The organism is Treponema maltophilum ATCC 51939 (assembly GCF_000413055.1).
Lineage (GTDB): Bacteria > Spirochaetota > Spirochaetia > Treponematales > Treponemataceae > Treponema_C > Treponema_C maltophilum.
Genome location: NZ_KE332518.1, coordinates 1,818,401 through 1,840,965, shown reverse-complemented (window position 1 = coordinate 1,840,965; position 22,565 = coordinate 1,818,401). Strand labels below are relative to the sequence as shown.

General features: G+C 48.1%; 19 protein-coding genes and 1 tRNA gene. 8 read left to right on the top strand and 12 right to left on the bottom strand.

Features of this window, described 5'->3' with window-relative positions; translation table 11 throughout:
- Positions 1 to 3: 3 nt before the first annotated feature.
- The 5 genes from HMPREF9194_RS08400 to HMPREF9194_RS08380 all read right to left on the bottom strand — a co-directional run bounded on the left by HMPREF9194_RS08400 (position 4) and on the right by HMPREF9194_RS08380 (position 4,363).
- A complete protein-coding gene (locus tag HMPREF9194_RS08400; protein WP_016525942.1) occupies positions 4 to 810 on the bottom strand; it encodes a carbohydrate ABC transporter permease in 807 nt (268 codons plus the stop codon).
- Complete coding sequence (locus HMPREF9194_RS08395) at positions 807 to 1,676, bottom strand: carbohydrate ABC transporter permease (protein ID WP_016525941.1); 870 nt, start codon at positions 1,674 to 1,676, stop codon at positions 807 to 809. Before HMPREF9194_RS08395 ends, HMPREF9194_RS08400 begins: the two co-directional genes overlap by 4 nt.
- Before the next feature lie 81 nt (positions 1,677 to 1,757).
- The gene (locus HMPREF9194_RS08390) at positions 1,758 to 3,035 is read right to left on the bottom strand and encodes an ABC transporter substrate-binding protein (protein ID WP_016525940.1); all 1,278 of its coding nucleotides are present in this window, start codon (positions 3,033 to 3,035) and stop codon (positions 1,758 to 1,760) included.
- Positions 3,036 to 3,110: 75 nt separating this feature from the next.
- Complete coding sequence (locus tag HMPREF9194_RS08385) at positions 3,111 to 4,112, bottom strand: LacI family DNA-binding transcriptional regulator (RefSeq protein ID WP_016525939.1); 1,002 nt, start codon at positions 4,110 to 4,112, stop codon at positions 3,111 to 3,113.
- A 178-nt stretch (positions 4,113 to 4,290) separates the two neighbouring features.
- Positions 4,291 to 4,363 (bottom strand) — tRNA-Asn (locus HMPREF9194_RS08380).
- 114 nt (positions 4,364 to 4,477) lie between these two features.
- On the opposite strand from HMPREF9194_RS08380, the gene HMPREF9194_RS08375 reads away from it, so the two are divergent.
- Positions 4,478 to 5,443: a sugar phosphate isomerase/epimerase family protein gene (locus HMPREF9194_RS08375; protein ID WP_016525938.1), complete on the top strand. Its 966-nt coding sequence runs from the start codon at positions 4,478 to 4,480 to the stop codon at positions 5,441 to 5,443.
- A 160-nt stretch (positions 5,444 to 5,603) separates the two neighbouring features.
- Positions 5,604 to 8,243, top strand: a complete 2,640-nt coding sequence (gene adhE / locus HMPREF9194_RS08370) for a bifunctional acetaldehyde-CoA/alcohol dehydrogenase (protein WP_016525937.1) — start codon at positions 5,604 to 5,606, stop codon at positions 8,241 to 8,243.
- Positions 8,244 to 8,262: 19 nt separating this feature from the next.
- Here the strand turns inward: adhE and HMPREF9194_RS08365 are convergent, their stop codons facing one another.
- From HMPREF9194_RS08365 to ndk, 4 genes are all read right to left on the bottom strand, one after another.
- Positions 8,263 to 8,505: a helix-turn-helix domain-containing protein gene (locus HMPREF9194_RS08365; RefSeq protein WP_016525936.1), complete on the bottom strand. Its 243-nt coding sequence runs from the start codon at positions 8,503 to 8,505 to the stop codon at positions 8,263 to 8,265.
- Positions 8,506 to 8,575: 70 nt separating this feature from the next.
- Positions 8,576 to 9,931, bottom strand: a complete 1,356-nt coding sequence (ffh, locus tag HMPREF9194_RS08360; protein ID WP_016525935.1) for a signal recognition particle protein — start codon at positions 9,929 to 9,931, stop codon at positions 8,576 to 8,578.
- A 3-nt stretch (positions 9,932 to 9,934) separates the two neighbouring features.
- Positions 9,935 to 10,981: an NAD(P)H-dependent glycerol-3-phosphate dehydrogenase gene (locus tag HMPREF9194_RS08355; protein WP_016525934.1), complete on the bottom strand. Its 1,047-nt coding sequence runs from the start codon at positions 10,979 to 10,981 to the stop codon at positions 9,935 to 9,937.
- Positions 10,982 to 10,983: 2 nt separating this feature from the next.
- The gene (gene ndk, locus HMPREF9194_RS08350; RefSeq protein WP_016525933.1) at positions 10,984 to 11,433 is read right to left on the bottom strand and encodes a nucleoside-diphosphate kinase; all 450 of its coding nucleotides are present in this window, start codon (positions 11,431 to 11,433) and stop codon (positions 10,984 to 10,986) included.
- A gap of 144 nt (positions 11,434 to 11,577) precedes the next feature.
- On the opposite strand from ndk, the gene HMPREF9194_RS08345 reads away from it, so the two are divergent.
- Together HMPREF9194_RS08345 and HMPREF9194_RS08340 are read left to right on the top strand one after the other, a co-directional pair.
- Positions 11,578 to 12,273, top strand: a complete 696-nt coding sequence (locus tag HMPREF9194_RS08345; protein WP_016525932.1) for a DUF3298 and DUF4163 domain-containing protein — start codon at positions 11,578 to 11,580, stop codon at positions 12,271 to 12,273.
- A 125-nt stretch (positions 12,274 to 12,398) separates the two neighbouring features.
- Positions 12,399 to 12,917, top strand: coding sequence for a nitroreductase family protein (locus HMPREF9194_RS08340; RefSeq protein WP_016525931.1), 519 nt, complete (start codon positions 12,399 to 12,401; stop codon positions 12,915 to 12,917).
- 221 nt (positions 12,918 to 13,138) lie between these two features.
- On the opposite strand, the gene HMPREF9194_RS08335 is transcribed toward HMPREF9194_RS08340, so the two are convergent.
- The 3 genes from HMPREF9194_RS08335 to lon form a co-directional block, all read right to left on the bottom strand.
- The gene (locus tag HMPREF9194_RS08335) at positions 13,139 to 13,900 is read right to left on the bottom strand and encodes a pseudouridine synthase (RefSeq protein ID WP_016525930.1); all 762 of its coding nucleotides are present in this window, start codon (positions 13,898 to 13,900) and stop codon (positions 13,139 to 13,141) included.
- A gap of 61 nt (positions 13,901 to 13,961) precedes the next feature.
- A complete protein-coding gene (locus tag HMPREF9194_RS08330; protein ID WP_016525929.1) occupies positions 13,962 to 15,320 on the bottom strand; it encodes a citrate/2-methylcitrate synthase in 1,359 nt (452 codons plus the stop codon).
- Between the two features lie 155 nt (positions 15,321 to 15,475).
- Positions 15,476 to 18,037 carry an endopeptidase La gene (gene lon / locus HMPREF9194_RS08325; protein WP_016525928.1) on the bottom strand — a complete coding sequence of 854 codons (2,562 nt, stop codon included), beginning with the start codon at positions 18,035 to 18,037 and terminating at the stop codon, positions 15,476 to 15,478.
- A gap of 246 nt (positions 18,038 to 18,283) precedes the next feature.
- Between lon and HMPREF9194_RS08320 the strand changes: the two genes are divergently transcribed.
- Genes HMPREF9194_RS08320 through HMPREF9194_RS08305 form a run of 4 tightly spaced genes read left to right on the top strand, consistent with a single transcriptional unit; the run spans position 18,284 to position 22,558 of the window.
- Positions 18,284 to 19,243 (top strand): ATP-binding cassette domain-containing protein, encoded by a 960-nt coding sequence (locus HMPREF9194_RS08320; protein ID WP_016525927.1) that lies wholly within the window; start codon positions 18,284 to 18,286, stop codon positions 19,241 to 19,243.
- Positions 19,240 to 19,950 (top strand): ABC transporter permease subunit, encoded by a 711-nt coding sequence (locus HMPREF9194_RS08315; protein ID WP_016525926.1) that lies wholly within the window; start codon positions 19,240 to 19,242, stop codon positions 19,948 to 19,950. The genes HMPREF9194_RS08320 and HMPREF9194_RS08315 overlap by 4 nt, the downstream gene beginning before the upstream one ends.
- Positions 19,950 to 22,022: a GldG family protein gene (locus tag HMPREF9194_RS08310; RefSeq protein WP_016525925.1), complete on the top strand. Its 2,073-nt coding sequence runs from the start codon at positions 19,950 to 19,952 to the stop codon at positions 22,020 to 22,022. Before HMPREF9194_RS08315 ends, HMPREF9194_RS08310 begins: the two co-directional genes overlap by 1 nt.
- Entirely contained in the window at positions 22,019 to 22,558 is a 540-nt protein-coding gene (locus tag HMPREF9194_RS08305; RefSeq protein WP_016525924.1) for a DUF4340 domain-containing protein, read from the top strand. The genes HMPREF9194_RS08310 and HMPREF9194_RS08305 overlap by 4 nt, the downstream gene beginning before the upstream one ends.
- Positions 22,559 to 22,565 lie beyond the last annotated feature (7 nt).

Below are 22,565 nucleotides of genomic sequence, written 5' to 3'. Positions count from 1 at the left end.
CGTTCATCCTTTTATACCGGTTGTAACAAGTCCGGCGATTATCTGCTTGCGGAAAATCGCATAGAAGATAAACTGCGGAACGGAAGCAATAAAGGCTCCCGCCATAATCAGAGCATATTCGGTGCCGTGCGTTCCCTGAAAATTTGCGATTCCGACCGTTACCGGATATTTTACCGTTTCACTTATGACAATCAGCGGCCATAAAAAATCATTCCATGCGTTTATAAAGGCTATGATTAAAGTCGTTACGATTGCGGATTTCCCCAGCGGAACCATAATGAAAGTGAATATTTTAAAACGGTTTGCGCCGTCTATAAACGCCGCCTCTTCAAGGGCGGCCGGCACTCCTTCATAAAATTGTTTGATAATAAAAATTCCTACGGGAAAAACCAAACGGGGAAGCACGACGGCTGAAAGCGTATTTAAAAGGCCGTAGCCGTTAAACTGCAAATACAGCGGAATAATCAATACTTGGAAAGGAATCATCATGCTTGCCATAATACACCAAAACAGTATATTGCGGCCCTTAAAATGAATCCGTGCCAGAGCGTAGGCAATCGGTAAATCAAGCACAACCGTTCCGACCATCGTAAAAAACGATATAAGAAAAGAGTTTTTAAGCCAGGCAAAAATCTCGGTTGCAGAAAAAGCCTTTATATAATTGGCAAGCGTTAAACTTCCGCGCAACAAAGATTCGCCGCTTATAATTTGATTTTCCGTTTTCAAAGACGTCAGCACAAGCCAAAAAAGCGGAAAAAACCATGCAAGTAAAACGGCCGCCATAAGAAAAGTCAATATGTGTTTTTTCATACATCTTCCTTTGACAACAGCTTGTACTGTACTATCGAGATAATCATAATGATAAAAAATAAAACGTAGGCCATGGCGGACGAATAACCCATTTTAAAATATTTAAAACCGGTTTCATAAATATACTGTACCAATACGCGCGTTGAACCGTAGGGGCCGCCGCCGGTCATAACGTATACTTGTCCGAAAATATTAAACGATGCGATTATTTGCAAAATTAAGCACAAAACGGTTGTGGGACGTATGAGCGGTATGGTGATTTTAAAAATCGTTTGTCCGTAAGAGGCTCCGTCTATGCGTGCGGCTTCATAAATGTCCCACGAAATTTGTTTGATGCCGGCGGAAAAAAGTACCATATTAAACCCCGCCGTCCACCACAGGGTAGCTATGATTATTGACCACATTGCCGTATCCGACGATGTAAGCCAATTGACGGGTGTTTTGCCGAAAGAAATGATAATTCTGTTAAATAGTCCGTAGCTGCGCTGAAAAAGCCACGCCCATAAGGTGGCAATAACGGTTATTGAAAGAATATAGGGCAAAAAGAATACGTTCTCGGCCGTACCTTTAAGCGCCGAATGCGAGGTTACAAATAAAGCCATTAAAAAGCCGATGACGAGCAAAAGCGGAGTCGAAACAAGAACAAAAAATATGGTATGCCATAAGGACGTATAAAAAGTTTTGTCCGAAAACATCCGTATATAGTTATCGAATCCGATCCATTGGCGGCTTGATAAAATATCCCAGCGGAAAAAGCTGATAAAAAAACCGAATACGATCGGGAATACAAGAAAAATGATAAATGCCGCTACAAAGGGCAGGCAAAAAAGCACTCCGTCTCTGGTATCCGAATTTCCGGGTATCACTGTTGTCTCCAAAAAAGGCTGTCCAAAAGGCCGCAGCGTTTCGGACAGCCCGTCGAGCAAAGATTATACGAATCCGATTTCTCAGTACGTAGCCAATATTTCCGTTACTTTTTTATCCATTGCCTGAATCGCGTCGTTTGCGCTTTGGTTGTTCGCAACTGCGTATTCAAGCAAATCGGACAAATTGCCGTATACTTCTTCCCATGCGGGTGTATTCGGCGCGGGAATAACCGAGTCGGCGGCCGTTACGTAGCCGGGTCGGTACGGCATAGCCTTGAATTCCGGCTTATTGCGTACGGAAATCCGGGTGGGAATATGGCCTGCTTTTGCCCACATTTCTCCGTGTTCGGTCATCCACAAAATAAAGGTGAGCGCCGCTTTAACCTTTACGGGATCCATTTTCTTTTGTACGGGAATCGCCAAGGTGTGCGAACCTGCCCATGCGCCGGGTTTTCCCCAAAGAGCGGGGAAGGGAACCGCTTCAAAGTTAAGGCCTTTTTGCTGTTCAAATCCGCCGGTTGCCCACACGCCGTTGATATGGAAGGCGGCTTTGCCCGCTTTAAAATCGGCAACGGAAGAATCGTAATCATAGGCTTTGGGTACTACGCCGTATTTGTTTGCCAAATCGATTATATCCTGCACGACCTTTTTTCCCTGTGCGGTATTGAAAGCCGGTTTATTGCTTGCAACATCAATAACTTTTCCGCCGCCCTGTCCCATGCCGGAAATAAACATTCTGGTTAAGGTGTAGGCTTTGTATACCGCGGTAGTATTATCCAGCGCGATTCCGACTGCTCCGGTCGTATCCTGCACTTTTTTGGCGGCGGCTACCAGTTCGTCATAGGTTTGCGGAATTTTCGTAACGCCGGCTTTTGCGAGCAGGTCTTTGTTGCAGTACATAATCAGCGGGTGAACGTCCAAGGGCAGCGAATATTGTTTGCCGTTGAATTTGCATGCGTCGATTGCGGCTTTTACAAAGTCGTTTATCGGAGCGTTCATTTCTTTTAAGGCTTCATCGAGCGGATATAAAACGCCGCTTTTAACGTAGGGAAGCATACTGTCGCGGTGCAAAACCACTATATCGGGCGCGTTTTTGCTCGTTAAAGCGGTCGTAAGTTTCGTATAATAGTCCGTGAATTTAGCGGTATCGCTTTTTAAAGTTATATCGCTGTGCGTCCTGTTAAATTCGGCAACCATCGCGTCGAAAAATTCACCGTCTCCGCCGGTAAATAACGACCAAAAGGTAATTTCAACCGGCCCGTCTTTTGCCATTTCCTTTGTTCCCCCCGCAAACAATACGCTGACGGCGAGAACGAGTGCCGACAGCATTGCCGCCGACTTTTTCAAATGTTTTTTCATGCCTTCCTCCTGATAAATTTTTTATACCGCAATGCGGTTTTTAATTGTAAAAGCGATACTTTTACAACAGGCATCCTATTCATTCAGGGTCGACTCCCTGAACATCATACGGGTTTTTAAATATATTGTTTTATACGGCCGGTCTTTATTTTGCATGTGTGCTATCAATTCCAAAACCGCCTTTTCGCCCAAGCGGTTTTTCGGAACTTCAAGCGTGCTCAGCGCCGGAGTTAAAAATTGCGCGATTTGCAGATTATCGCAGCCGGCAACTTCAACGTCTTCGGGAACCCGTATCTTTTGCTCGTTTAAAGCGCGCAAAACGCCGGCGGCGACGAGATCGTTAAAACATATAACCGCCGTAAAAGAGGTGCCTTTTTTTACGGCTTTGCAAACAGCCTTGTAGCCGTCCTTAATATGACCGCCGCTTTTTATTATATAGGAGCGCTTAACCGGAATTTTATGCTTTATACACGCGCATACGTAACCGTACAGGCGGTCAAAGGTATTGCTGACTTGCGCGGGTCCGGTTATATACAGTATGTGTCGGTGTCCCTTTTTTATAAATCGCTCCGTTAAAACATATGTCGTACGCTCATCATCGAATATAATCGAATGCTCCTCCAAACCGAGTACCTTTCTGCCGGCGAAAAGGTAGGGATGCGGGAATTTTTCGTACAAGGCGGTAACCTGCTCGTCGTTGTATACGGGCATACTGATTAAGCCGTCAACTTGACGGGCTTGCAGGATTTTAAGGGCGGTGCACTCGTTTTCGGGGCTCTCTTCCGTATTCATCAGCAAAATGTGGTAACCGTGCTTTTTTGCGGTTTCTTCTATGCCTAAAATTATTTCGGCAAAAAAGGGATTTGAGGAATCCGCCGAAATAACGCCGATTGTTTTTGTTTCTTTGCGGCGCATACTGCCTGCAATATAGTTCGGAATATATTCCAGCTCTTCTGCGGCTTTTTTTATAATTTGAGTCGTTTTGGTGCTGATGTTTTTATCTCCCCGCAATACACGCGATACGGTATTCACCGAAAATCCCGTTTTTTGCGCTACCGAAGACAATGTTGTTCCCATAGGTTAACGTTAACCCGAATTTCGGACTTTGTCAAGCAAATTTTTACCGGAATTTTTACGAAACAAACTCAAAAAACACCATAGAACCAAAAAAGAACGCGGGCATAAAAAAAGCCGTCTCAGGGTCGCATTGGAACGATGTTAAGACAGCCTTTTCGATTTATAAAAAGTTTTATAGCTCCCCCGCGCAGGCTTGAACTGCGGACCCACAGATTAACAGTCTGTTGCTCTACCGGCTGAGCTACAGGGGAAAGTAAAAATACTCTACACTAAAAGGCCGATTGTGTCAATAGGCGATTGACAATTGTGAACAAGACGGATAATAATCCACCTGTCGAGTTTGCTTGAAGCAAAAAGGAGGCGGTATGGAACTCGCATTGGCAAGCGATTTCGGGATCTACGAATTATCGCCCGAATCGATGGACTGTCAACTGAAGAAACTGGCGGACGCCGGCTTTTCGCACGTTCACTGGTGCCATGATTGGGATTTTGAATATTTGTACTCGAAATGGGAAATTATACAAATTAAAGAGCTGCTTGAAAAATATCATCTGAAAGCCAAGGGCGTCCACGCATCCGAAGGAAATACGCGTTTTAGGATTATCGACGGTCAGCACCGTTTTTTAAATCGGCACCGATTACGCGATTCAAGAAAAGACATCACTTCTCCCTATGAATACAACCGCTTGTCGGGCATAGAGCTGGTTTTAAACCGAGTCGATTTGGCGCACGCGATCGGCGCGGAAGAAATCGTTTTGCACATGGTGCTTCCCTATGAAGATTTTGAAGCGGACGGCGCCTTTAAAGAACTGTATTGGAAGCAGGCTTTTAAATCCTTCGATGAAATGGAATCCTATTGCAGGGCAAAAAGAGTACGGATTGCGATTGAAAACATTATGTGTACTCCGAAGGAATATCAGTTTGAACAATTTGACCGGTTGTTCGACCGCTATTCTCCCGAATACATGGGAATATGCTTTGATTCCGGGCATTCGATTTTGGCATGCACGGACTGTAAACATGAATTCCTTGAAAGATATTACAGCAGATTGGTTGCCGTTCATTTGCATGACAATAAGTCCGTCGATATGTCGCTTTCGACCGATCGGGACGGCTCAATCCAGCAGTCGGACAGGCACATGCTTCCCTTTACGGGAGTTACCGATTGGGAACGTGTGTGCGAATTGATCGCCGCTTCTCCCTATAAACTTCCGTTAATACTGGAACTGATTATTCCGCATAAAACCCTTGAAGAAGAAACGGAAGGATTGAGAAAGGCTAAGGAAGCCGGAGAAAAATTAACGCGGATGGTGCTTGCTCACCGCCGCTGATCTTTTCCCTTTTGTCGATGCGGGCGGAATTATGCCGCGGTTTTTTTGCTTTTCTATAAAAATTTATAAAAAAATCCTTTTTCTCTTGACATCTTTTTCATAAGAATATATAAATATATATCGATATATAAATAGCTATATATCGGATCAGGAGGCTCAGATGATCGTAAAGACGACGGAAGATTTGTCCGCACTTATTGAGCGCGTTGTGGCGGCTCAAAAGAAATTTGCGGAATTCAGCCAAGATCAGGTTGATTTGATTTTCAGACATGCGGCGCAGGCTGCAAACGAAAACCGTATCGCATTGGCGAAGATGGCGGCCGAAGAAAGCGGCATGGGAATTTTTGAAGACAAGGTGATAAAAAACCACTTTGCCGCCGAATATATTTTCAATAAATATCTGCACGAGCGTACATGCGGCGTTATCGAGCACGACCCCGAAGCGGGCGTTTTGAAAATCGCCGAGCCGTTGGGCGTTATTGCCGGTATCGTTCCGACGACGAATCCCACGTCAACCGCTATTTTTAAAAGTTTGATTACGCTTAAAACGCGCAACGGAATTATCTTTTCTCCGCACCCGCGCGCCAAAAAGAGCACGATTGCCGCCGCAAAAATCATACGCGATATTGCGGTTTCCATCGGCGCTCCGGAGGATATTATCGGCTGGATAGACGAGCCGACGGTTGAGCTTTCGGCCGCCCTCATGCGTCACCCGAAAATTTCTTTGATTTTGGCAACGGGCGGGCCGGGCATGGTTCATGCCGCTTATTCTTCGGGAACTCCCGCGATCGGCGTCGGCTCGGGCAATACGCCGGCCGTTATCGACGAAAGCGCGCACATAAAAACGGCGGTCAGTTCCATTTTGCTGAGTAAAACCTTCGACAATGGCATGATTTGCGCGAGCGAACAATCGGTCATCGTCGTGGATTCGGTATATAAAAACGTTAAAGAAGAATTCTTAAAGCGCGGCGCGTACATTTTGAATTCCGCTGAAAAAACGAAGGTCGGCAATGTGATTATAAAAGACGGAAAGGTGAATCCCGCCATTGTGGGACAAAGCGCGCATACGATTGCCGAAATAGCGGGGGTAAAGGTTCCGGCCGACACAAAGGTGCTTATAGGCGAGGGGGCAAAGATTGAACGTGACGAGCCCTTTGCTCACGAAAAACTGTCGCCGGTTTTGGGCATGTTTAAGGCAAAAGATTTTGAAGACGCGTGCGACAAAGCGCAAAAGCAAATCGCTTTGGAAGGTATGGGGCATACGGCCGTTTTGTATACCGACCCGCAAAATCAAGACAGAATTGATATATACGGAAGCAAGATGACGACCGGGCGCGTGCTGGTAAATATGCCCGCGTCGCAGGGCGCCATCGGCGATATTTACAACTTCCGCCTCGAACCGTCTTTAACCCTCGGCTGCGGAAGCTGGGGCGGAAATGCCATCAGTGAAAACGTGGGGGTAAAACATCTTATGAATATTAAAACCGTTGCCGAACGCCGTGAAAACATGCTGTGGTTCCAAGTACCGCGCAAAATCTATTTTAAGCAAAATGCGGTAAGCGAAGGGCTGCGCGATTTAAGCGACAAAAAGCGCGCCTTTATCGTTACCGATAAATATCTGCATGAGTGCGGTATGGTAAATCAGCTGACGAGAACGCTGGATGCGATGCACATCGAGCACGAGATTTTTTCCGACGTTAAGCCCGACCCCGATTTGAGTACGATTTATAAGGGCGTAGACTTGATAAACTCGTTTAAGCCCGACATCATCATAGCTTTCGGCGGCGGAAGCCCGATGGATGCCGCAAAAATCATGCGCATGCTCTACGAGCAGCCGATGGTAAAATTCGGCGAATTGGCACTGCGTTTTATGGATATCAGAAAGCGCGTGTTTAAATTTCCCAAATTGGGAACCAAGGCCGTGCTGGTTGCCATACCTACGACAAGCGGCACCGGATCGGAAGTAACGCCCTTTGCGATCGTTACCGACGACAAAACCGGCATAAAGTACCCCATTGCCGATTACGAACTGACGCCCGATATGGCGATTATAGATCCGGACTTTGTTATGGGCTTACCGAAAGCGCTTACCGCGTATTCGGGGATCGACGCAATTGTTCATAACTTGGAAGCCTTTGTGTCCGTGCTTGCAACCGATTTTACGAACGGCCTTGCGCTTGAATCGCTGCGCCTGCTCTTTAAGTATTTGCCGGCGGCCTACACCGAGGGTGCGAAAAACCCGAAGGCGCGCGAAAAGGTGCACTATGCGGCAACTCTTGCCGGCATGGCCTTTGCAAACGCGTTCCTCGGCGTGTGCCATTCCATGGCGCACAAAATAGGCGCGCAGCATCATACGGCGCACGGTTTGGCGAACGCGCTGCTTATCAACGAAGTTATACGGTACAATGCGACCGAAGCGCCGCGCAAACAGGCGATCTTTCCGCAATACAAGTATCCGGTTGCGCTTGAGCGCTATGCGCGTGTTGCCGACCATTTAAAATTCGGCGGAAAAACCGACGAAGAAAAGATGGAAAAGCTCATCGAAAAAATCGAGGAAATAAAACGCATATGCGAGATTCCCGCGGATTTCCGCGCAACGGGAATTCCGGAAAAGGATTTTCTTGAACATGTGGACGACATGTCGGAAAAAGCGTTCGACGATCAGTGTACGACCGCGAACCCGCGCTATCCGCTCGTAAGCGAAATTCGGGAACTGTACTTAAAGTGCTATTACGGAAAGGATTACAAGCCGTCGAATCCCGAACTTGCAAGATCGGTCGGCATAAAATTGACGCGATAAAATCGGCGCACCGATCCGTTCAGCTTAAAGGAAGATCTTTTGCTTTTTCGCCGGCAGGTTTATTCGCGAATAAACCTGCCGGCTCTATGTTTAAAACGCGGCACACTTTTTCGATAAAACCTATCGACACGTTGCAGCTCATCGTTTCCACATGAGCTATAAAACTGGACGATACGCCGCATAATTCGGCAAGCGTGTTTTGCGTGAGGCCCGCATCTTTTCGATGTTTTTTTAAATTATACGCCAAAAGCTCTTGTACCATAATTACTTGTGCATAAATGCACCGCTTTTATAATAACATGTTTATTGAATAAAGTAAAGTTTTTTTGCCGTTAGAAATTTCCGCCGGAAAAGTGCTGCATCATTTTCGCCTGCATGCCCTTGTTTTTAGTCATCTTTTTCATCATGAGCCGCGTTTTTTCAAACTGCTTTATGAGCCGGTTTACTTCGGCGACCGAGGTGCCCGAACCGCGTGCAATGCGTTTGCGCCGCGACGGCCCGATAATCAAATGGTTTGCGCGCTCTTTTTTCGTCATCGAGCGGATTATGGCTTCCTGTATTTTAAGGCCGCCGGTATCGATATCCTGCTCGCGGATTTGTCCTGCAAGGCCGGGCATCATGTCCAAAAGCGATTCGATGGGCCCCATTTTTTTTACTTGCTGAAGCTGTTCGAGCATATCTTCGAGCGTAAACTCGTTTGAGGCGAGCTTTTTTTGCATGCGCTCGGCGGTTTGCAAGTCGATCGTTTCTTGAGCCTTTTCGACCAAAGAAACGACGTCGCCCATGCCGAGTATGCGCCCGGCAATCCGCTCGGGATGAAAAACTTCAAAGTCTTCGATTTTTTCGCCCGTGCCGATAAATAAAATGGGTTTGCCGGTTACGCTTTTGAGCGACAGGGCCGCGCCGCCGCGCGCATCCGAATCGAATTTGGTTAAAATAACGCCGGTTAAATTGAGCTTTTCGTCGAAGATTTTTGCGATATCGACGGCGTTTTGTCCGGTCATCGAATCGGCAACGAGCAGCACTTCATCCGGAGCGGCGGCTTTTTTAATGTCGGCGATTTCGTCCATCATCGCATCGTCAATCTGCATGCGTCCCGCGGTATCGATGATGACGGTATCAAAGCCGTTTTTCGCCGCAAAGGTTTTTGCATTTTTTGCGATGCGCACGGAATCTTTTGCCGTGCCCGGAAGCGGAATGTCCTCTTTGTAAACGGGGACGGAAGCCTTTTCGGCGGTGATGCACAACTGCTGGACGGCGGCCGGCCGCACAAGGTCGCAGGCGGCTAAAAGCGGATTGCGGCCTTCTTTTTTTAAGCGGGCGGCAAGCTTTACGGCCGAAGTCGTTTTACCGGAACCTTGAAGTCCCAAAAACAGGATCACCGATTGCGTGTCGGGGCCTTTTAAGTGCAAATCGGTTTTGGCATCTCCGAGCAGGGCGGTAATTTTATCGTGAACGATTTTTATAAATTGTTGGCCGGGATCCACCGCCCGCAGTACCTTTTCGCCCTTTGCTTCTTCAATCGTACTGTTTACAAAGCGGCGTACGACGCGCAAATTGACGTCGGCTTCGAGCAGGGCCATCTTTATCGATTCAACGGTTTCTTCGATATTTTTTTCGGTGATGACGGATTTTCCGCTTATGCTGCGGATAATGCCGCCGAAGGTATCGGTTAATTTTTCGAGCATCGGTTACCTCAGTAATTCTATAAGGAAGTCAAGGGGTTTTATTTCTTTATTCAATATGCGATACAAACCGTTACATATGGGCAGGCGGATATTTAAGCGCCGGCTTATTTCCTGCACGTATTTGCACGCGACGGCGCCTTCGGGAAGGTAGCCGATTTCGTTTATGCGCGCGATAAGGTTTTCCAAATCGGCGAATGGTTCCAAAATATTTTTAAGTATAATGTCTCGCCCGAAGCGGCGGTTGCGGCCGTAGTGCGAGCGGCAGGTTACTTCCAAGTCGCCGACCCCGGCGATCGACGTAAAGGTTTCGGCGTGGGTTGCGCCCATGGCAAAGCCGAGCGTTTGTATTTCGTTTAAGCCCGCGGCAAGAAGAAGCGATTCGGTGTTGTCGCCGAACAGACTCGATTGTTCGGCAATCGCGTCAAGGCAGCCGAATACGACGGCGATAATATTTTTTGCCGCTGCGCAAATCTGCACGCCGACAACATCCAAACTTGAAAAAACCATAAGACCGGGAACTTTAAGCAATTCTCTGAACCGAATGGAATTCTTGGGGTTTTCGCTCGCCGCGATAAGACCGGTCAATTTACCGGCAGCAACTTCTTCGGCATGGCTCGGCCCGGATATGTACACGAGATTTTTGTGGTAGGCAAAGGGCAAAACCGTTTCCAATACTTCGAGAATCAACTTTGCGCCGCCGTCGGTCGGAATAAAACCTTTTGTCAAAACGCCGATGCACGTCGAGCCGTTGACTATTGAAGGAAGATCGACAATCTGCGTAACCGTGCGCGCCAAATAAAGGGAAGGGGAAGCTAAAATCAAAAAATCTTTGTCGGATGCGGCTTGCTTTATATCGGACGTCGCTTTGAGTTTGCGCGACAGTTCAAAGTCCTTTAAATACCGCTCGTTTTTATGAACGGTATTTATGCCGTTTACGACATCTTCTTCGAGCGCCCATAATTCAACCTCATGGCCGCCTGCTGCCAGAATGTGGGCGAGGGCGGTTCCCCAAGCGCCGGCTCCGATAACGCCGATTGTCTTTGCAGCCATGCTTATATCCACTTATGCGCGTGTTCGTCCTGCCACGGGATTATTTCTTCCGGTTTAAAAAACAGGGAGGTTTCGCGCTCGCCGCTTTTCGGGCTGTCGGAAGCATGAATGATGTTTAAATCCGTGTGGATACAGTAATCGCCCCTGATGGTGCCCGGCAGCGCTTCGGCGGGATTTGTCGCGCCGACAAGTTTCCGCATAAGAGCAACGCAGTTGTCGCCTTCCCACACCATTGCAAGAACGGGAGCCGATGTAACATAGGTAACGAGATCCTTAAAAAAAGACTTTTTAATGTGCTCCGCGTAGTGCTGCTGGGCCAATTCCGGCGTTATTTTCATAAGTTTTACAGCCGTTAAATTAAGGCCCTTACGTTCAATTCGGTTTATGATTTCGCCGACAATACGCCGGTTCATTGCGCCCGGCTTTAACATTACAAAACAGCGTTCCGTCATTTTTTTTCCTCTAATTTCCATATAATTTCCATTATATTATAACCGTTTATACGGCATTGGGCAAGCGAAAACTGAAGATAAAGCGCATTGCCTAATTTGCAAAAAATCGGTATTATATAGGTACCATCATCTTAGGAGTTTACAATGAATAAATTATTTTCAGCATGCGCCGCCGTATGTTTGTCGGCGCTGTTCTTTTCCTGCGTTACGACACAGGGCAGCAAGGTTCTCAATGTAAAAGTCGTTCCGGAAGAAAAAAAGACCGAGCGCTTTTATTCTTCGATCGAAGTTCCGAGTTTTCCCGCACATCCGGCCTTGAATGCGCTTATACAAAAAATCAAAAATGAACGCTTTGCCGAATTCGACCTCGATTCTACCGAAAGCCATCGGATGGGCTCGAAAATGCCCCACTCTTTTTCGATGACGTGGGAAGCTGCCGAACTTTCGGATTCGCTCATCAGCATAAAAATCGAAACGTACCAGTATACGGGCGGAGCGAACGGCATAAATTATATTGACGTCGTCAACTGGCTCCCCGCCGAAAACAAACAGTTGTTCCCGGCCGATTTACCGGCGTATTTCGGGTTAAAATATACGCAGGAACAATGGCTCAACCTGCTTTCCCGCACGACGCGCGAAATTCTGGAAAATAAAATCAACAAAAAAAAGGACGCTTCTTTGTCCGAATTCATCACGGAAGGAACCAAACCCGTTGCCGACAATTTTAAAAACATAACGGTGTCGGGAAGCAAAATCACCGTGTGGTTCGACAAGTACCAGGCGGCTCCCGGCTCGGAAGGCATTCTTTCCGCAACGTTTAATCCCAAAGACGCGCGCTGAAGCGGACGTTTCCAAGTTTAAAGCCGGCACCGATTATTCCGCTTGTTAAGCGTAATCGGTGCTTTTTTTTCAAAAAACTTTTTCGACAGCTCAAGCTGTCTGCAAAAGTTTTTTAGGAGGAGCATATGGATTTTTTTGAAGCCGCGGAAAAACGGTTCAGTTTTCGCGGAACGTATGCCGATAAAAACGTTCCCGAAAAAGATATCCGCAGGATTTTGGACGCGGGCATACGCGCACCTTCAGGATGCAACGGGCAGACCACATCGTTTATTGTCATAACCGATAAGCACACGATCGAAAAGATTGCGGCGGTTATCGACAAACCCTGCGTGCATACAGCGCCCGTCATTATCGCGGTTTTGACCGAAAAAGTCGAAGTAATTCCGGGAAGGTCTTTCGAAATTGAAGATTACGGCGCTGCCGTGGAAAACATTCTTTTGGCGGCAACCGCGCTCGGATACGCATCGTTATGGCTTGACGGTTATACGCAAAGCGGAACGAATTCAGCCCGGCTCGCCGAGATTTTAGGCGTGCCGGCGAAACTGACCGTGCGCACGATACTCCCCGTCGGAGTTCCTTCCGAACAGGGAACGCAGCGTGAACGCAAAAGCTATGACGAGCGGGTACGGCGCGAACACTATTGAACGCCGTAGAACGCCGTTTATAAAAATAATGTAATTATTTTTATAAACCGTGTAACCTTTTTCTTATAGGGGCGTTTATTTTGTGTATTGCATGAGCTAACAAACAGCAATAAGCAGTAAGTACCGTTCGGAGGAACGCCAACAGCCTTCGAACAGGGTTTTCTGCATCCTCCTCTCCTTTTGCCCCTCCGTGAAAGTTTTTCGCGGAGGGGTTTTTTTGCTTACGCCTTTCCCAATTCTTTAAATAAGGTATTGCGTTCTTCTTCGGTCAGTTCGCGCCAACTTCCTTCTTCGAGCGCCGGATCCAACTGTAAGCTGCCGATTGAAAGGCGTTTCAAAAAAACGACCTTATTCCCGAGGGCGGCAAACATTCTTTTTACCTGATGGTATTTTCCTTCAAAAATCGTAAGCGTACAGGACGCATCTTTTTCGCCGAGCCATACAAGGCGGGCGCTTTGAGCCCTAAAGGCTGGCTCGCTTCCTTCAGGCGGCACGTCGATTCCCCGTTCAAAAGAACGTACATAGTCTTCCCTGTCGGCGGCCTCGTCGCGCAGCAAAACAAAGTAGGTTTTGGGAATGCGGCGCTTGGGCGAAATAATACGGTGCGTTACGTCGCCGTCGGTGGTGCAAAACACCAAACCTTCGGTATCCGCGTCAAGCCGGCCGGCAATGTGCAGCTCGCCGCCTAAAAACCGGCGATTCAGTTCTTTCGGTAAAAGCGAAAAAACCGACCGATAGGCGCCGTCGCGCGAAGAGCATAGGGTACCCTGCGGTTTGTTTATCATAAGATAGATGTGGGTTTTAACGCTTATTTTTTGACCTTCGACGCTTACGATGTCTTTTTCAGGATCGACGGCGGTATCGGGACGCGTACAAACGCTGCCGTTTACCTGCACTTTTAAAGCGCGCAGCAGTTTTTTTACGCCGCTTCGCGTGCCGAAGCCGTGGCGCGCAAGCAGTTTATCAAGACGCAGCGTAGACATAGATCCCTTCAGTCCGTCAAACCGTAAGCTGCCGATCCGTAATCGGTCAATCCGAAGTCCGTCAATTGCGGCGCGCCATAGGTATGTAGCTGCGCTCGCTCATAACGTTTTGATACGCCGGGCGGTATATGCGGCCGCCGGACACGACTTCTTCTATGCGGTGCGCCGACCATCCGGCAATACGGCTGACGGCAAAGATGGGCGTAAACAGTTCGCGGGGAATATTCAGCATGGAATACACAAAGCCCGAATAAAAGTCCACATTCGCGCAGATTTGCTTATCGCCGCCTTTTTCTTCTTCCAAAATTTTCGGAGCAAGCTTTTCGATGAGCCGGTACAAGCCGTATTCGTCCATGCAGCCCTTTTCGCGCGCAAGCTCTTCGGCTTTTTTGCTCAACAAAACCGCGCGCGGATCGGAAACGGTGTAGACGGCATGCCCCATACCGTAGACAAGGCCGCTGCCGTCTCCCGCCTTTTTTTGAATAATTTTGTGCAAGTATGCGGCGACTTCTTTTTCGGACGACCAGTCTTTAATGCGCTTTTTTATTTCGTCCATCATTTCCATAACTTTGCAGTTTGCGCCGCCGTGACGCCTTCCTTTCAGCGAACCGACCGCGGAGGCGACGGCCGAATAGGTGTCGGTATCGGCGGACGAAACGACGTGAATGCTCAAAGACGAGTTGTTTCCGCCTCCGTGTTCGGCGTGAAGAATCAGCGACAAATCCAAAAGCTCGGCTTCGAGTTTTGTGTATTCTTTTGACGGCCGGATAAGGCGTAAAAGATTTTCGCACGTCGATAATTCGGGCCGCGGATTGTGGATGTACATGCTTTTTCCGTCGTAGTAATGGCGTTTTGCCTGATACGCATAGGCGGCAAAGGTGGAAAAGCGCGCAATCAATTCGATGCACTGACGCAAATTGTTCGATGCGCTTCTGTCTTCCGCATTTTCATCGTAGGAATAAGAAGCAAGCACGCAGCGCGCAAGCTTATTCATAATATCGCCCGACGGGGCTTTCATAATCATGTCTTCGGCAAAGGTATCGGGCAAAGAACGGTTTGTTCCCAAAAGCAAACGGAATTCGTCCAGTTCCTTGCGCTCGGGCAATTCGCCGAACAGCAAAAGGTATACGGTTTGTTCAAAAGCGAACTCGTCGCAGCGTTCGGCGTCTTCGACCAAATCTTTAATATCGTAACCGCGGTAAATCAACTTTCCGGGAATGGCGGTCTTTTTCCCGTCAATCATTTCGTAACCGACAACATCGCCGACACGGGTAAGGCCGACAAGCACGCCGCGCCCGTCCGCATAGCGCAGTCCGCGCTTTACGTCGTATTTTTGATACAAATCCTGATCGATAACGCTGCGGGACTCGGCCAAAGCGGCAAGCCGCCGGAAAAAAGCCTGCTCGAAAACATCCGTCATGTTCACCCTCGCTGAAAAACGATTATACCCAAGAACAACGGGTTTTGCAAGGATACGAAAAAACTAAGCGGAGAAAATAAGCGGATAGATAAAGGGAAAAGGTCAATAAAAGTATAATTGAGTTTACAAACTTTTAAGACAGACCTTTTCAACCTTCAATTAAAACTTAAATCGAGTACTTCTTCAATATGCGTTACCGGATGAAAGGCAATGCCTTTTTTTACGTGTTCGGGAATATCGTCCAAATCGCGTACGTTTTGCTTGGGGATAATAACGTGCTTTATGCCGTTCCGGCGCGCCGCAACCGTTTTTTCCTTTAAGCCGCCGATCGGAAGCACTTGCCCCGTCAGCGAAAGCTCGCCGGTCATCGCAAGGTTTTTACGTATCGTTTTTCCTTTTAAAAGCGACAAAAGCACGACGACCATCGTAATGCCGGCCGAAGGTCCGTCTTTGGGCGTCGCGCCTTCGGGAATATGCATGTGGATCGTGTTCTTTTTAAAGTATTCGACGTCTTTTATGTTGTGCTTTTCGGCATACGCACGTACCCAGCTCATCGCGATGGCGGCCGATTCTTTCATAACGTCGCCCATTTGTCCGGTTAAATTGAAGCCTTCTTTTCCGGGAATGCTCAGCGCTTCCAAAAGCAGCGTGTCGCCGCCCATACTCGTCCACGCAAGCCCGATTGCCGTTCCGGGACGGTCGGCCTTTTTGCGGTTGTCCTCGTCGGTAAAAACCGGCTTGCCCAAATATTTTTCTATAAGCGTTTTGTCCGGTGTAAGCGGTTTTGCCAGCAGCTTATTCAATTCCTTTTGCGCTTCTTTTTCTTCGTCGCCGATAAGACGCTTAAGTTCTTTTTGCTTTTTAACCTTGCGCCCCGTATCGGGAACGTCCTTCGTTTCTTCCTTTGTTTTTTCGGCAGCCCGACGCTGTTCTTCGAGCCGCTTTTCCAAATCTTTTTGCGAAGCGTCTTTCAAAGCGTACACTTCGTCCATGAGCGAAGAAATCGCCGGTTCGGAAAGCAGTTCCGACACATATTTGCGGTGAATTTTATCCAGATTTTTTTCAAAATTACGTACTCCGGCTTCGCGCGCGTAGGAGTTTGCGATAAAAAGCAAATCGCTTTTTGAATAATGCACTTGATTTTTGGATAAACCGTTTTTCGCAAGACTTTTGGGAACCAAAAAGTCCTTTGCGATTTCGACCTTTTCCTGATCGATGTAGCCTGAAAGATGGATAATTTCGGCGCGGTCGCGCAAGGGTTCGGGAATTCCGTCCAAAGAGTTTGCCGTAAGCATAAACAAAATGTCCGAAATATCGAAGGGAATATCCAAATAATGATCGCGGAAGGCAACGTTTTGTTCCGGGTCGAGCACTTCCAAAAGCGCGCTCGACGGATCGCCCTGATAACTCGACCCCATTTTATCCACTTCGTCGATAACGAACACGGGCGCCTTCGTTTTAACGATTTTCAAACCCTGAATGATTTTTCCGGGCATGGCTCCGACATACGTGCGCCGGTGCCCTTTTATTTCGGCTTCGTCGCGCATACCGCCGACCGAAAAGCGGAAAAACGGCTTGTTCATCGCGCGCGCAATGGAACGGCAGACGCTGGTTTTTCCGACACCGGGCGGGCCTACCAAAAGCAGGATGGAGCCCTTGCTGTCGTTTTTTAATTTACGCACGGCCAAATATTCTATAATGCGTTTTTTAACGTCTTCAAGCCCGTAGTGATCCTCATCCAAAACCGCGCGCGCCTTAGTCATACTGTAGTTTTCGGGCACGGGTTCGTCCCACGGCAAATTGACAATCGTATCCAAGTAATTGCGCGTTACGATATATTCGCTCGAGTTGGGATCCATAAGCGAAAACTTTTCCAGCTCGCCGTTTACCGCTTCGGCGATTTCACCCGTAAAATTAAACTTTTCGATTTTTTCCTGAAATTTTTGGTACTCGGAACTTTTCGCATCGCCGGCCATTCCCAGCTCGTCTTTTATCGATTTTAATTCTTCGCGCAAAAAATATTCACGCTGATTTTTTTCGATGCGTTCGTTCAATTCGCTTTGAATCTTTTTTTGAATGCGCAGCAGTTCCTGCTCTTTTTTTATAAAAACCAAAACGGCTTCCATACGCTCGCGCACGTTTTGCATTTCGAGCACTTTTTGCTGATCGTCTTTTTCGATATTCAAAATGGAAGCGATAAAATCCGCTATCTTTCCCGGATGATCGATGTTCACCATATTAAGGCGCATTTCTTCGGAAAAAAGCGGATTGTTTTCGGAGATTTCCTTCATTTCGCTTATCAATGCGCGGGTCAGCGCCTTTACTTCAAACGTATCGTCTTCGTAATCATCGAGATATTCGGCAATAACGGCCATGGGATTTTTTTGATTGATCGCCTTTCGAATGCGGAAGCGCTTGATGGTCGAAATAAAAACGTTTACGCCGCCATCGGGCAAGTTGATTTTTTTTATAATGCGTGCCGCCGTTCCTACGCGGTGCAAATCCGAAACGGAAGGATTTTCGGCATCGTTTTTAAGCATGACGATTCCGATAAGTCCGTCTTCGGCGTAGGCGCTTTCGATAACCTTCGTATCTTCGGCCGAATTGATCATAAGCGGCGTAAAAATACCGGGAAAAATCGGGCGCCCCGAAAGCGGAATGATGCGCAGTTTGTTCGAAAGCGTTTGGTCCGCCGGCACAATGGTTTGATCTGCCATATTGAAAAACTCCTGTGAGGAATAAAGCTCTATATATAGAATATCTACATTTTTCGCCGAAAAGGCAAGCGCAGGGAAAAAGAAATACGCAACGGACAATGCGGCTCTTTACGAAAACGCAAAGAATTGTTACTTTTATAGAATACGATTATTTAGATATACAAACGTAAAATGAAAATGTAAAAGCGGGAAGCCGCCGGTCAACACTGCAAGCGGTTTCTGCCTTTCCTTTTTTTGGAGGATTTCATGATTGAACTGGCGCATGTATCCCGTTCATTCGGTTCTTTTAAAGCGGTAGACGACATCGGCTTTTCAATCCGTACCGGTGAAATCGTCGGGCTTTTGGGGCCGAACGGTGCGGGAAAAACGACTACGATGCGTATGATTACCGGCTTTCTCGATGCCGACGCGGGAACCGTTGCGATCGACGGGCGCGATATCCGCACGGACGAAATCGGCGCAAAGCGGAAAATCGGCTATATGCCCGAATCCGCACCGCTTTACGAGGATATGATTGTCGAAGATTATTTGAATTACATCGCGGCGATGCAAAACGTTCCGGCAAAGGAACGGGTGCCGTTTTTGTGTGAAGCATGCGGACTTTCCGAAGTAATGCATAAAAACATCGGTGAGCTTTCGCGCGGTTTCCGCCAAAGGGTAGGCTTGGCGCATGCGCTTATGAACGATCCTGAAATACTGATTCTCGACGAACCGACAAGCGGTTTGGACCCGAACCAAATCGGAGAAGTGCGCCGCCTCATAAAAGAATTGGGAAAAACGAGAACCGTCATTATTTCAACCCATATTTTAGGCGAAGTTGAAATGCTGTGCGACCGCGTGATTATTATTTCGCACGGCAAAATCGTTGCCGACAGTCCCACAACGGAGCTGCGCAGCCGCTATACGGCAGGCGCGGACATTTGCGTTGTCGTCGGCGGCGCATCGCAAAAGGCTTTGGTGGGCGCGCTTGAAAAACTGCCCGGCGCCGAAAAAGTTTCCGCCTTCGACGTACCCTATGCGGATATGGGATTTTCGAGCGGCGCTTCCGTGTGCGGTGCGCGCCTTTCGGTTAAAAGCGGCGAAGAACTTCGCCCCGCCGTTGCGAACTTGGCGGCCGAAAAGGGCTGGCAGCTGTACGAGCTTTCGCTGGAGCGCAACAGCCTTGAGGACGTATTCCGCACATTGACTACAGGAGGCGAAGCATGAATACGAAAGCGGTTATTGTAAAACGCGAACTGGGCGCCTATTTTACCGGAGCCGTCGGTTATATCGTTATCGGCCTGTTTTTGCTGATTTCGGGCTTTTTGTTTTTTAACGTATTCTTTTTGGAAAACCGCGCCGAACTGCGCCGTTTTTTTTCGACGCTGCCCGTTTTGTTCGCCTTTTTTATTCCGGCGGTAACGATGCGTCTTTTCGCTGAAGAGCGTAAAAGCGGCAGTTTGGAAACGCTCATGACGCTTCCCGTTTCTTCCGTCGATGTCGTTATGGGAAAGTTTTGGGCATCGCTCGCTTTTACCTCCGTTATGATTGCACCGACGCTCGTCTATGCGCTTACGGCTTCTCTTTTCGGTTCGCTTGACGCGGCCCCTGTCGTTTGCGGTTATCTGGGCGCCGTTTTTTTGGCGGCCGCCTTTTGTTCCGTCGGACTTTTCGCTTCGGCGTCGACCAAAAATCAAATAGTCGCCTTTTTTATCGGTTGGGCGCTGTGCATACTGCTTGCGTTAATCGATCAATTTTTGCTTTTTTTGCCGGCACGTCTTGCAAACTTTTTGGGCTATCTGTCGGCGGGAAGCCACTTTACGTCCGTGTCGCGCGGCATTGTCGACAGCCGCGACCTCGTTTATTTTGTGTCGCTGACGGCCGTCTTTTTAACGCTGACCGTTAAAACAATCGATTCCCGGAGGGCCGCATAATGAAAGCGTTTATACAATGGCTTAAAGGAAAGCAAAGCGATTTTTTGCTGTTTATTATTGCGTTGGTATTGCTGAATTTGGTGAGCGCGCGCTCTTTTTTCCGTTTGGATTTTACGTCGCCCAAATCGTATTCGCTGTCGCAGGCAAGCAGGCAGCTGGTGCGTACGCTTGAGCAGCCGCTTTCGGTAAAGGTCTTTTTTTCGTCGAACCTTCCTTCCCCGTACAACAGTACGGCGCAGTACATACGCGATTTATTGAGCGAATATGCGGGCGCTGCAAACAAAAACTTTTCGTGGGAAAGCTTCAATATGGACGATCCGGAAAATCAAGCTATGGCGCGCGACTACCGGCTCAATCAAGTTCAAATTCAGGAAGTAAAAGACAATGAAGTCGGTTTTAAAAACGTATGGATGGGTATTGCGTTGACCTACGCCGACCGCATAGAAACCCTGGACGGCATAACCTCTTCGGACGGGCTGGAATACAAGCTTACGATGAAGATGGCGCACATGATAAACGCGGTGAGCGCCCTTGCCGGTCTTAAAGGCAAGGCCGAATTGACGCTGTACTTGAGTTCCGAATTGGCCGATTTTAACATTCAGGGTTTTTCGTCGATTGAAGATTCGGTCGGCGCGGCTTTTAAAGCGGTCAACGAAAAGAACATGAACCGCATGGAATATCGCACGGTGCATCCCGCTAAAGACGAAGTTGAAAAAATCGGTACGCAGTACGGCTTGCCGCTTTTGCGTTGGACAAACAATAAAGACGGTTCGACCGGCAGCGCGCTTATCGGCCTTGTGCTTAGCTACGGCGATTCGTTCCGCATTATTCCCTTGGAAATGCAGTCGCTGTTCGGAACCTATATTATCGGCGGCTTGGATGACTTGGAGCAAAACCTTTCGGACAATTTAAGTTCCCTCGTTTCGCGCTCCGAAACAATCGGCTATACGGCGGGACACGGCGAACTGAGCTTGCAGGATTCGCAATCGGGAGCCGCAAATTTCGCTTCAAGCGCTTCGGATATGTACGTGTTTAAAGAGATCCGTACCGCCGAAGAAGCGATTCCTTCGAACATATCTACGCTGATTATAAACGGCCCGACGGAACGCTTTACCGACGAAGAACTGTATAAAATCGATCAGTTCGTTATGAAAGGCGGACGGCTTGCCGTTTTTATCGATCCGTACAAAGAAGAGCAAAACGAAATGGCGATGTATTACGGTATGCCGCCTTCTTACGTTAAAAACGAAACGGGTTTGGAAAAGCTTTTAAACGCCTACGGAATCGAAACGGCCGAAGGCTACGTTATGGATACCCAATGCTATACGTCGAATCAAGCCGGAAGCGGAAAGGTGAACTTTTATTACGCGCCGCTTATACATCAAAGCGGGTTGGCAAAAAAACAGCCGATAACCGCCAATCTTTCGTACGTATTGTTTTTGCAAAGCGGCGCCCTTTCGTTTACGGACGGCGTTCAAAACGATAAAGAAATCGACGCGAAAGTGCTTGCAAAAACGAGCGCAAAAAGCTGGATACAAACCGACATAAGCGTATTGTCGCCTTCGTATATTTTTCCGCCCGCTCAGGATAAGATGAGCGAACACAATCTTGCCGTTTTGGCCGAAGGTTCGTTCCGAAGCGCATTCGATTCTTCCGTTTCGGGCGGTTCACATGCGGAACAGGCGAACCGGAACGGGACTTTGAGCGCCGATGCGTACATTGCAAAGAGCGTGCAAAAAACGCGCATCTTTGCCGCCGGAACGTCCAAAATAACGAGCGGCGCTTTGATAATCGATACGGCCGGTTCTCAGCCCGTGGCTATGTTCGTCCGCAATGCGATCGACTATTTGACGGGCAACGAAGATTTGTGTTTTATGAGGACGAAGGGGCTTTCGCTCAGCGTGCTGAACAATGCGACCGCGTCTTCGGCGGCTTTTGCAAAAATCGTAAATCAGTATGTACTGCCGCTTTTGGTCGTTGCGGCAGGCTTTACAGGCCGGCTGCTCAGAAACCGCCGACGGCGAAAGATAAAAGAACGCTATGAGGCAAGCGCAAAGGATGAAACAAAATGAAAACACGTAAAATAATTTTGCTGTCGGCGATCGGCGTTTTGGCCGCGGTATACGCGCTGCAGCTTATCTATCAGGGTAAAAATAAGGTCCGCGACGATGTGTTAAAGCGTAAAGCCGACACAATACAGGTTGCTTATAAAAACGGTACGGGGTATACTTTGCGTAAAGACGCGGACACATGGCGTTTGGACGGCGGCGGCGAAGCCGATTCTTATGCCGCAGGCCGCATAAGCGACGCCGTGCAGACGGTAAAGATTTTGGGAAAAGTTTCCGCCGGAACCGACGCGCAGCGCTTCGGTCTCGACGATCAAACGGCGCTGACCGTAAGCGCGTCCGAAAACGGTTCCGTCATACGGACAATCCGCATCGGAAAGGCTGCCGGCACGGCCATGCAAACCTATATTTTGCTGGACGATTCCCAAGAAGTGCTGCTTGCTTCCGGGGATTTGAACGGCATATTCGGCAAAACCGAAGAAGAGTTGGCTGCAAAGAAAGCGGAGCCGAATGAATCGGGCGAAAATAGTGTAACGCGATAAAATCTTA

Bases quoted from the DNA above. Each gene is read 5' to 3' on its own strand.
- HMPREF9194_RS08400 (WP_016525942.1), bottom strand. From the start codon at position 810: ATGAAAAAACACATATTGACTTTTCTTATGGCGGCCGTTTTACTTGCA.
- HMPREF9194_RS08390 (WP_016525940.1), bottom strand. From the start codon at position 3,035: ATGAAAAAACATTTGAAAAAGTCGGCGGCAATGCTGTCGGCACTCGTT.
- HMPREF9194_RS08385 (WP_016525939.1), bottom strand. From the start codon at position 4,112: ATGGGAACAACATTGTCTTCGGTAGCGCAAAAAACGGGATTTTCGGTG.
- HMPREF9194_RS08375 (WP_016525938.1), top strand. From the start codon at position 4,478: ATGGAACTCGCATTGGCAAGCGATTTCGGGATCTACGAATTATCGCCC.
- adhE (WP_016525937.1), top strand. From the start codon at position 5,604: ATGATCGTAAAGACGACGGAAGATTTGTCCGCACTTATTGAGCGCGTT.
- HMPREF9194_RS08365 (WP_016525936.1), bottom strand. From the start codon at position 8,505: ATGGTACAAGAGCTTTTGGCGTATAATTTAAAAAAACATCGAAAAGAT.
- ffh (WP_016525935.1), bottom strand. From the start codon at position 9,931: ATGCTCGAAAAATTAACCGATACCTTCGGCGGCATTATCCGCAGCATA.
- HMPREF9194_RS08355 (WP_016525934.1), bottom strand. From the start codon at position 10,981: ATGGCTGCAAAGACAATCGGCGTTATCGGAGCCGGCGCTTGGGGAACC.
- ndk (WP_016525933.1), bottom strand. From the start codon at position 11,433: ATGACGGAACGCTGTTTTGTAATGTTAAAGCCGGGCGCAATGAACCGG.
- HMPREF9194_RS08345 (WP_016525932.1), top strand. From the start codon at position 11,578: ATGAATAAATTATTTTCAGCATGCGCCGCCGTATGTTTGTCGGCGCTG.
- HMPREF9194_RS08340 (WP_016525931.1), top strand. From the start codon at position 12,399: ATGGATTTTTTTGAAGCCGCGGAAAAACGGTTCAGTTTTCGCGGAACG.
- HMPREF9194_RS08335 (WP_016525930.1), bottom strand. From the start codon at position 13,900: ATGTCTACGCTGCGTCTTGATAAACTGCTTGCGCGCCACGGCTTCGGC.
- HMPREF9194_RS08330 (WP_016525929.1), bottom strand. From the start codon at position 15,320: ATGACGGATGTTTTCGAGCAGGCTTTTTTCCGGCGGCTTGCCGCTTTG.
- lon (WP_016525928.1), bottom strand. From the start codon at position 18,037: ATGGCAGATCAAACCATTGTGCCGGCGGACCAAACGCTTTCGAACAAA.
- HMPREF9194_RS08320 (WP_016525927.1), top strand. From the start codon at position 18,284: ATGATTGAACTGGCGCATGTATCCCGTTCATTCGGTTCTTTTAAAGCG.
- HMPREF9194_RS08315 (WP_016525926.1), top strand. From the start codon at position 19,240: ATGAATACGAAAGCGGTTATTGTAAAACGCGAACTGGGCGCCTATTTT.
- HMPREF9194_RS08310 (WP_016525925.1), top strand. From the start codon at position 19,950: ATGAAAGCGTTTATACAATGGCTTAAAGGAAAGCAAAGCGATTTTTTG.
- HMPREF9194_RS08305 (WP_016525924.1), top strand. From the start codon at position 22,019: ATGAAAACACGTAAAATAATTTTGCTGTCGGCGATCGGCGTTTTGGCC.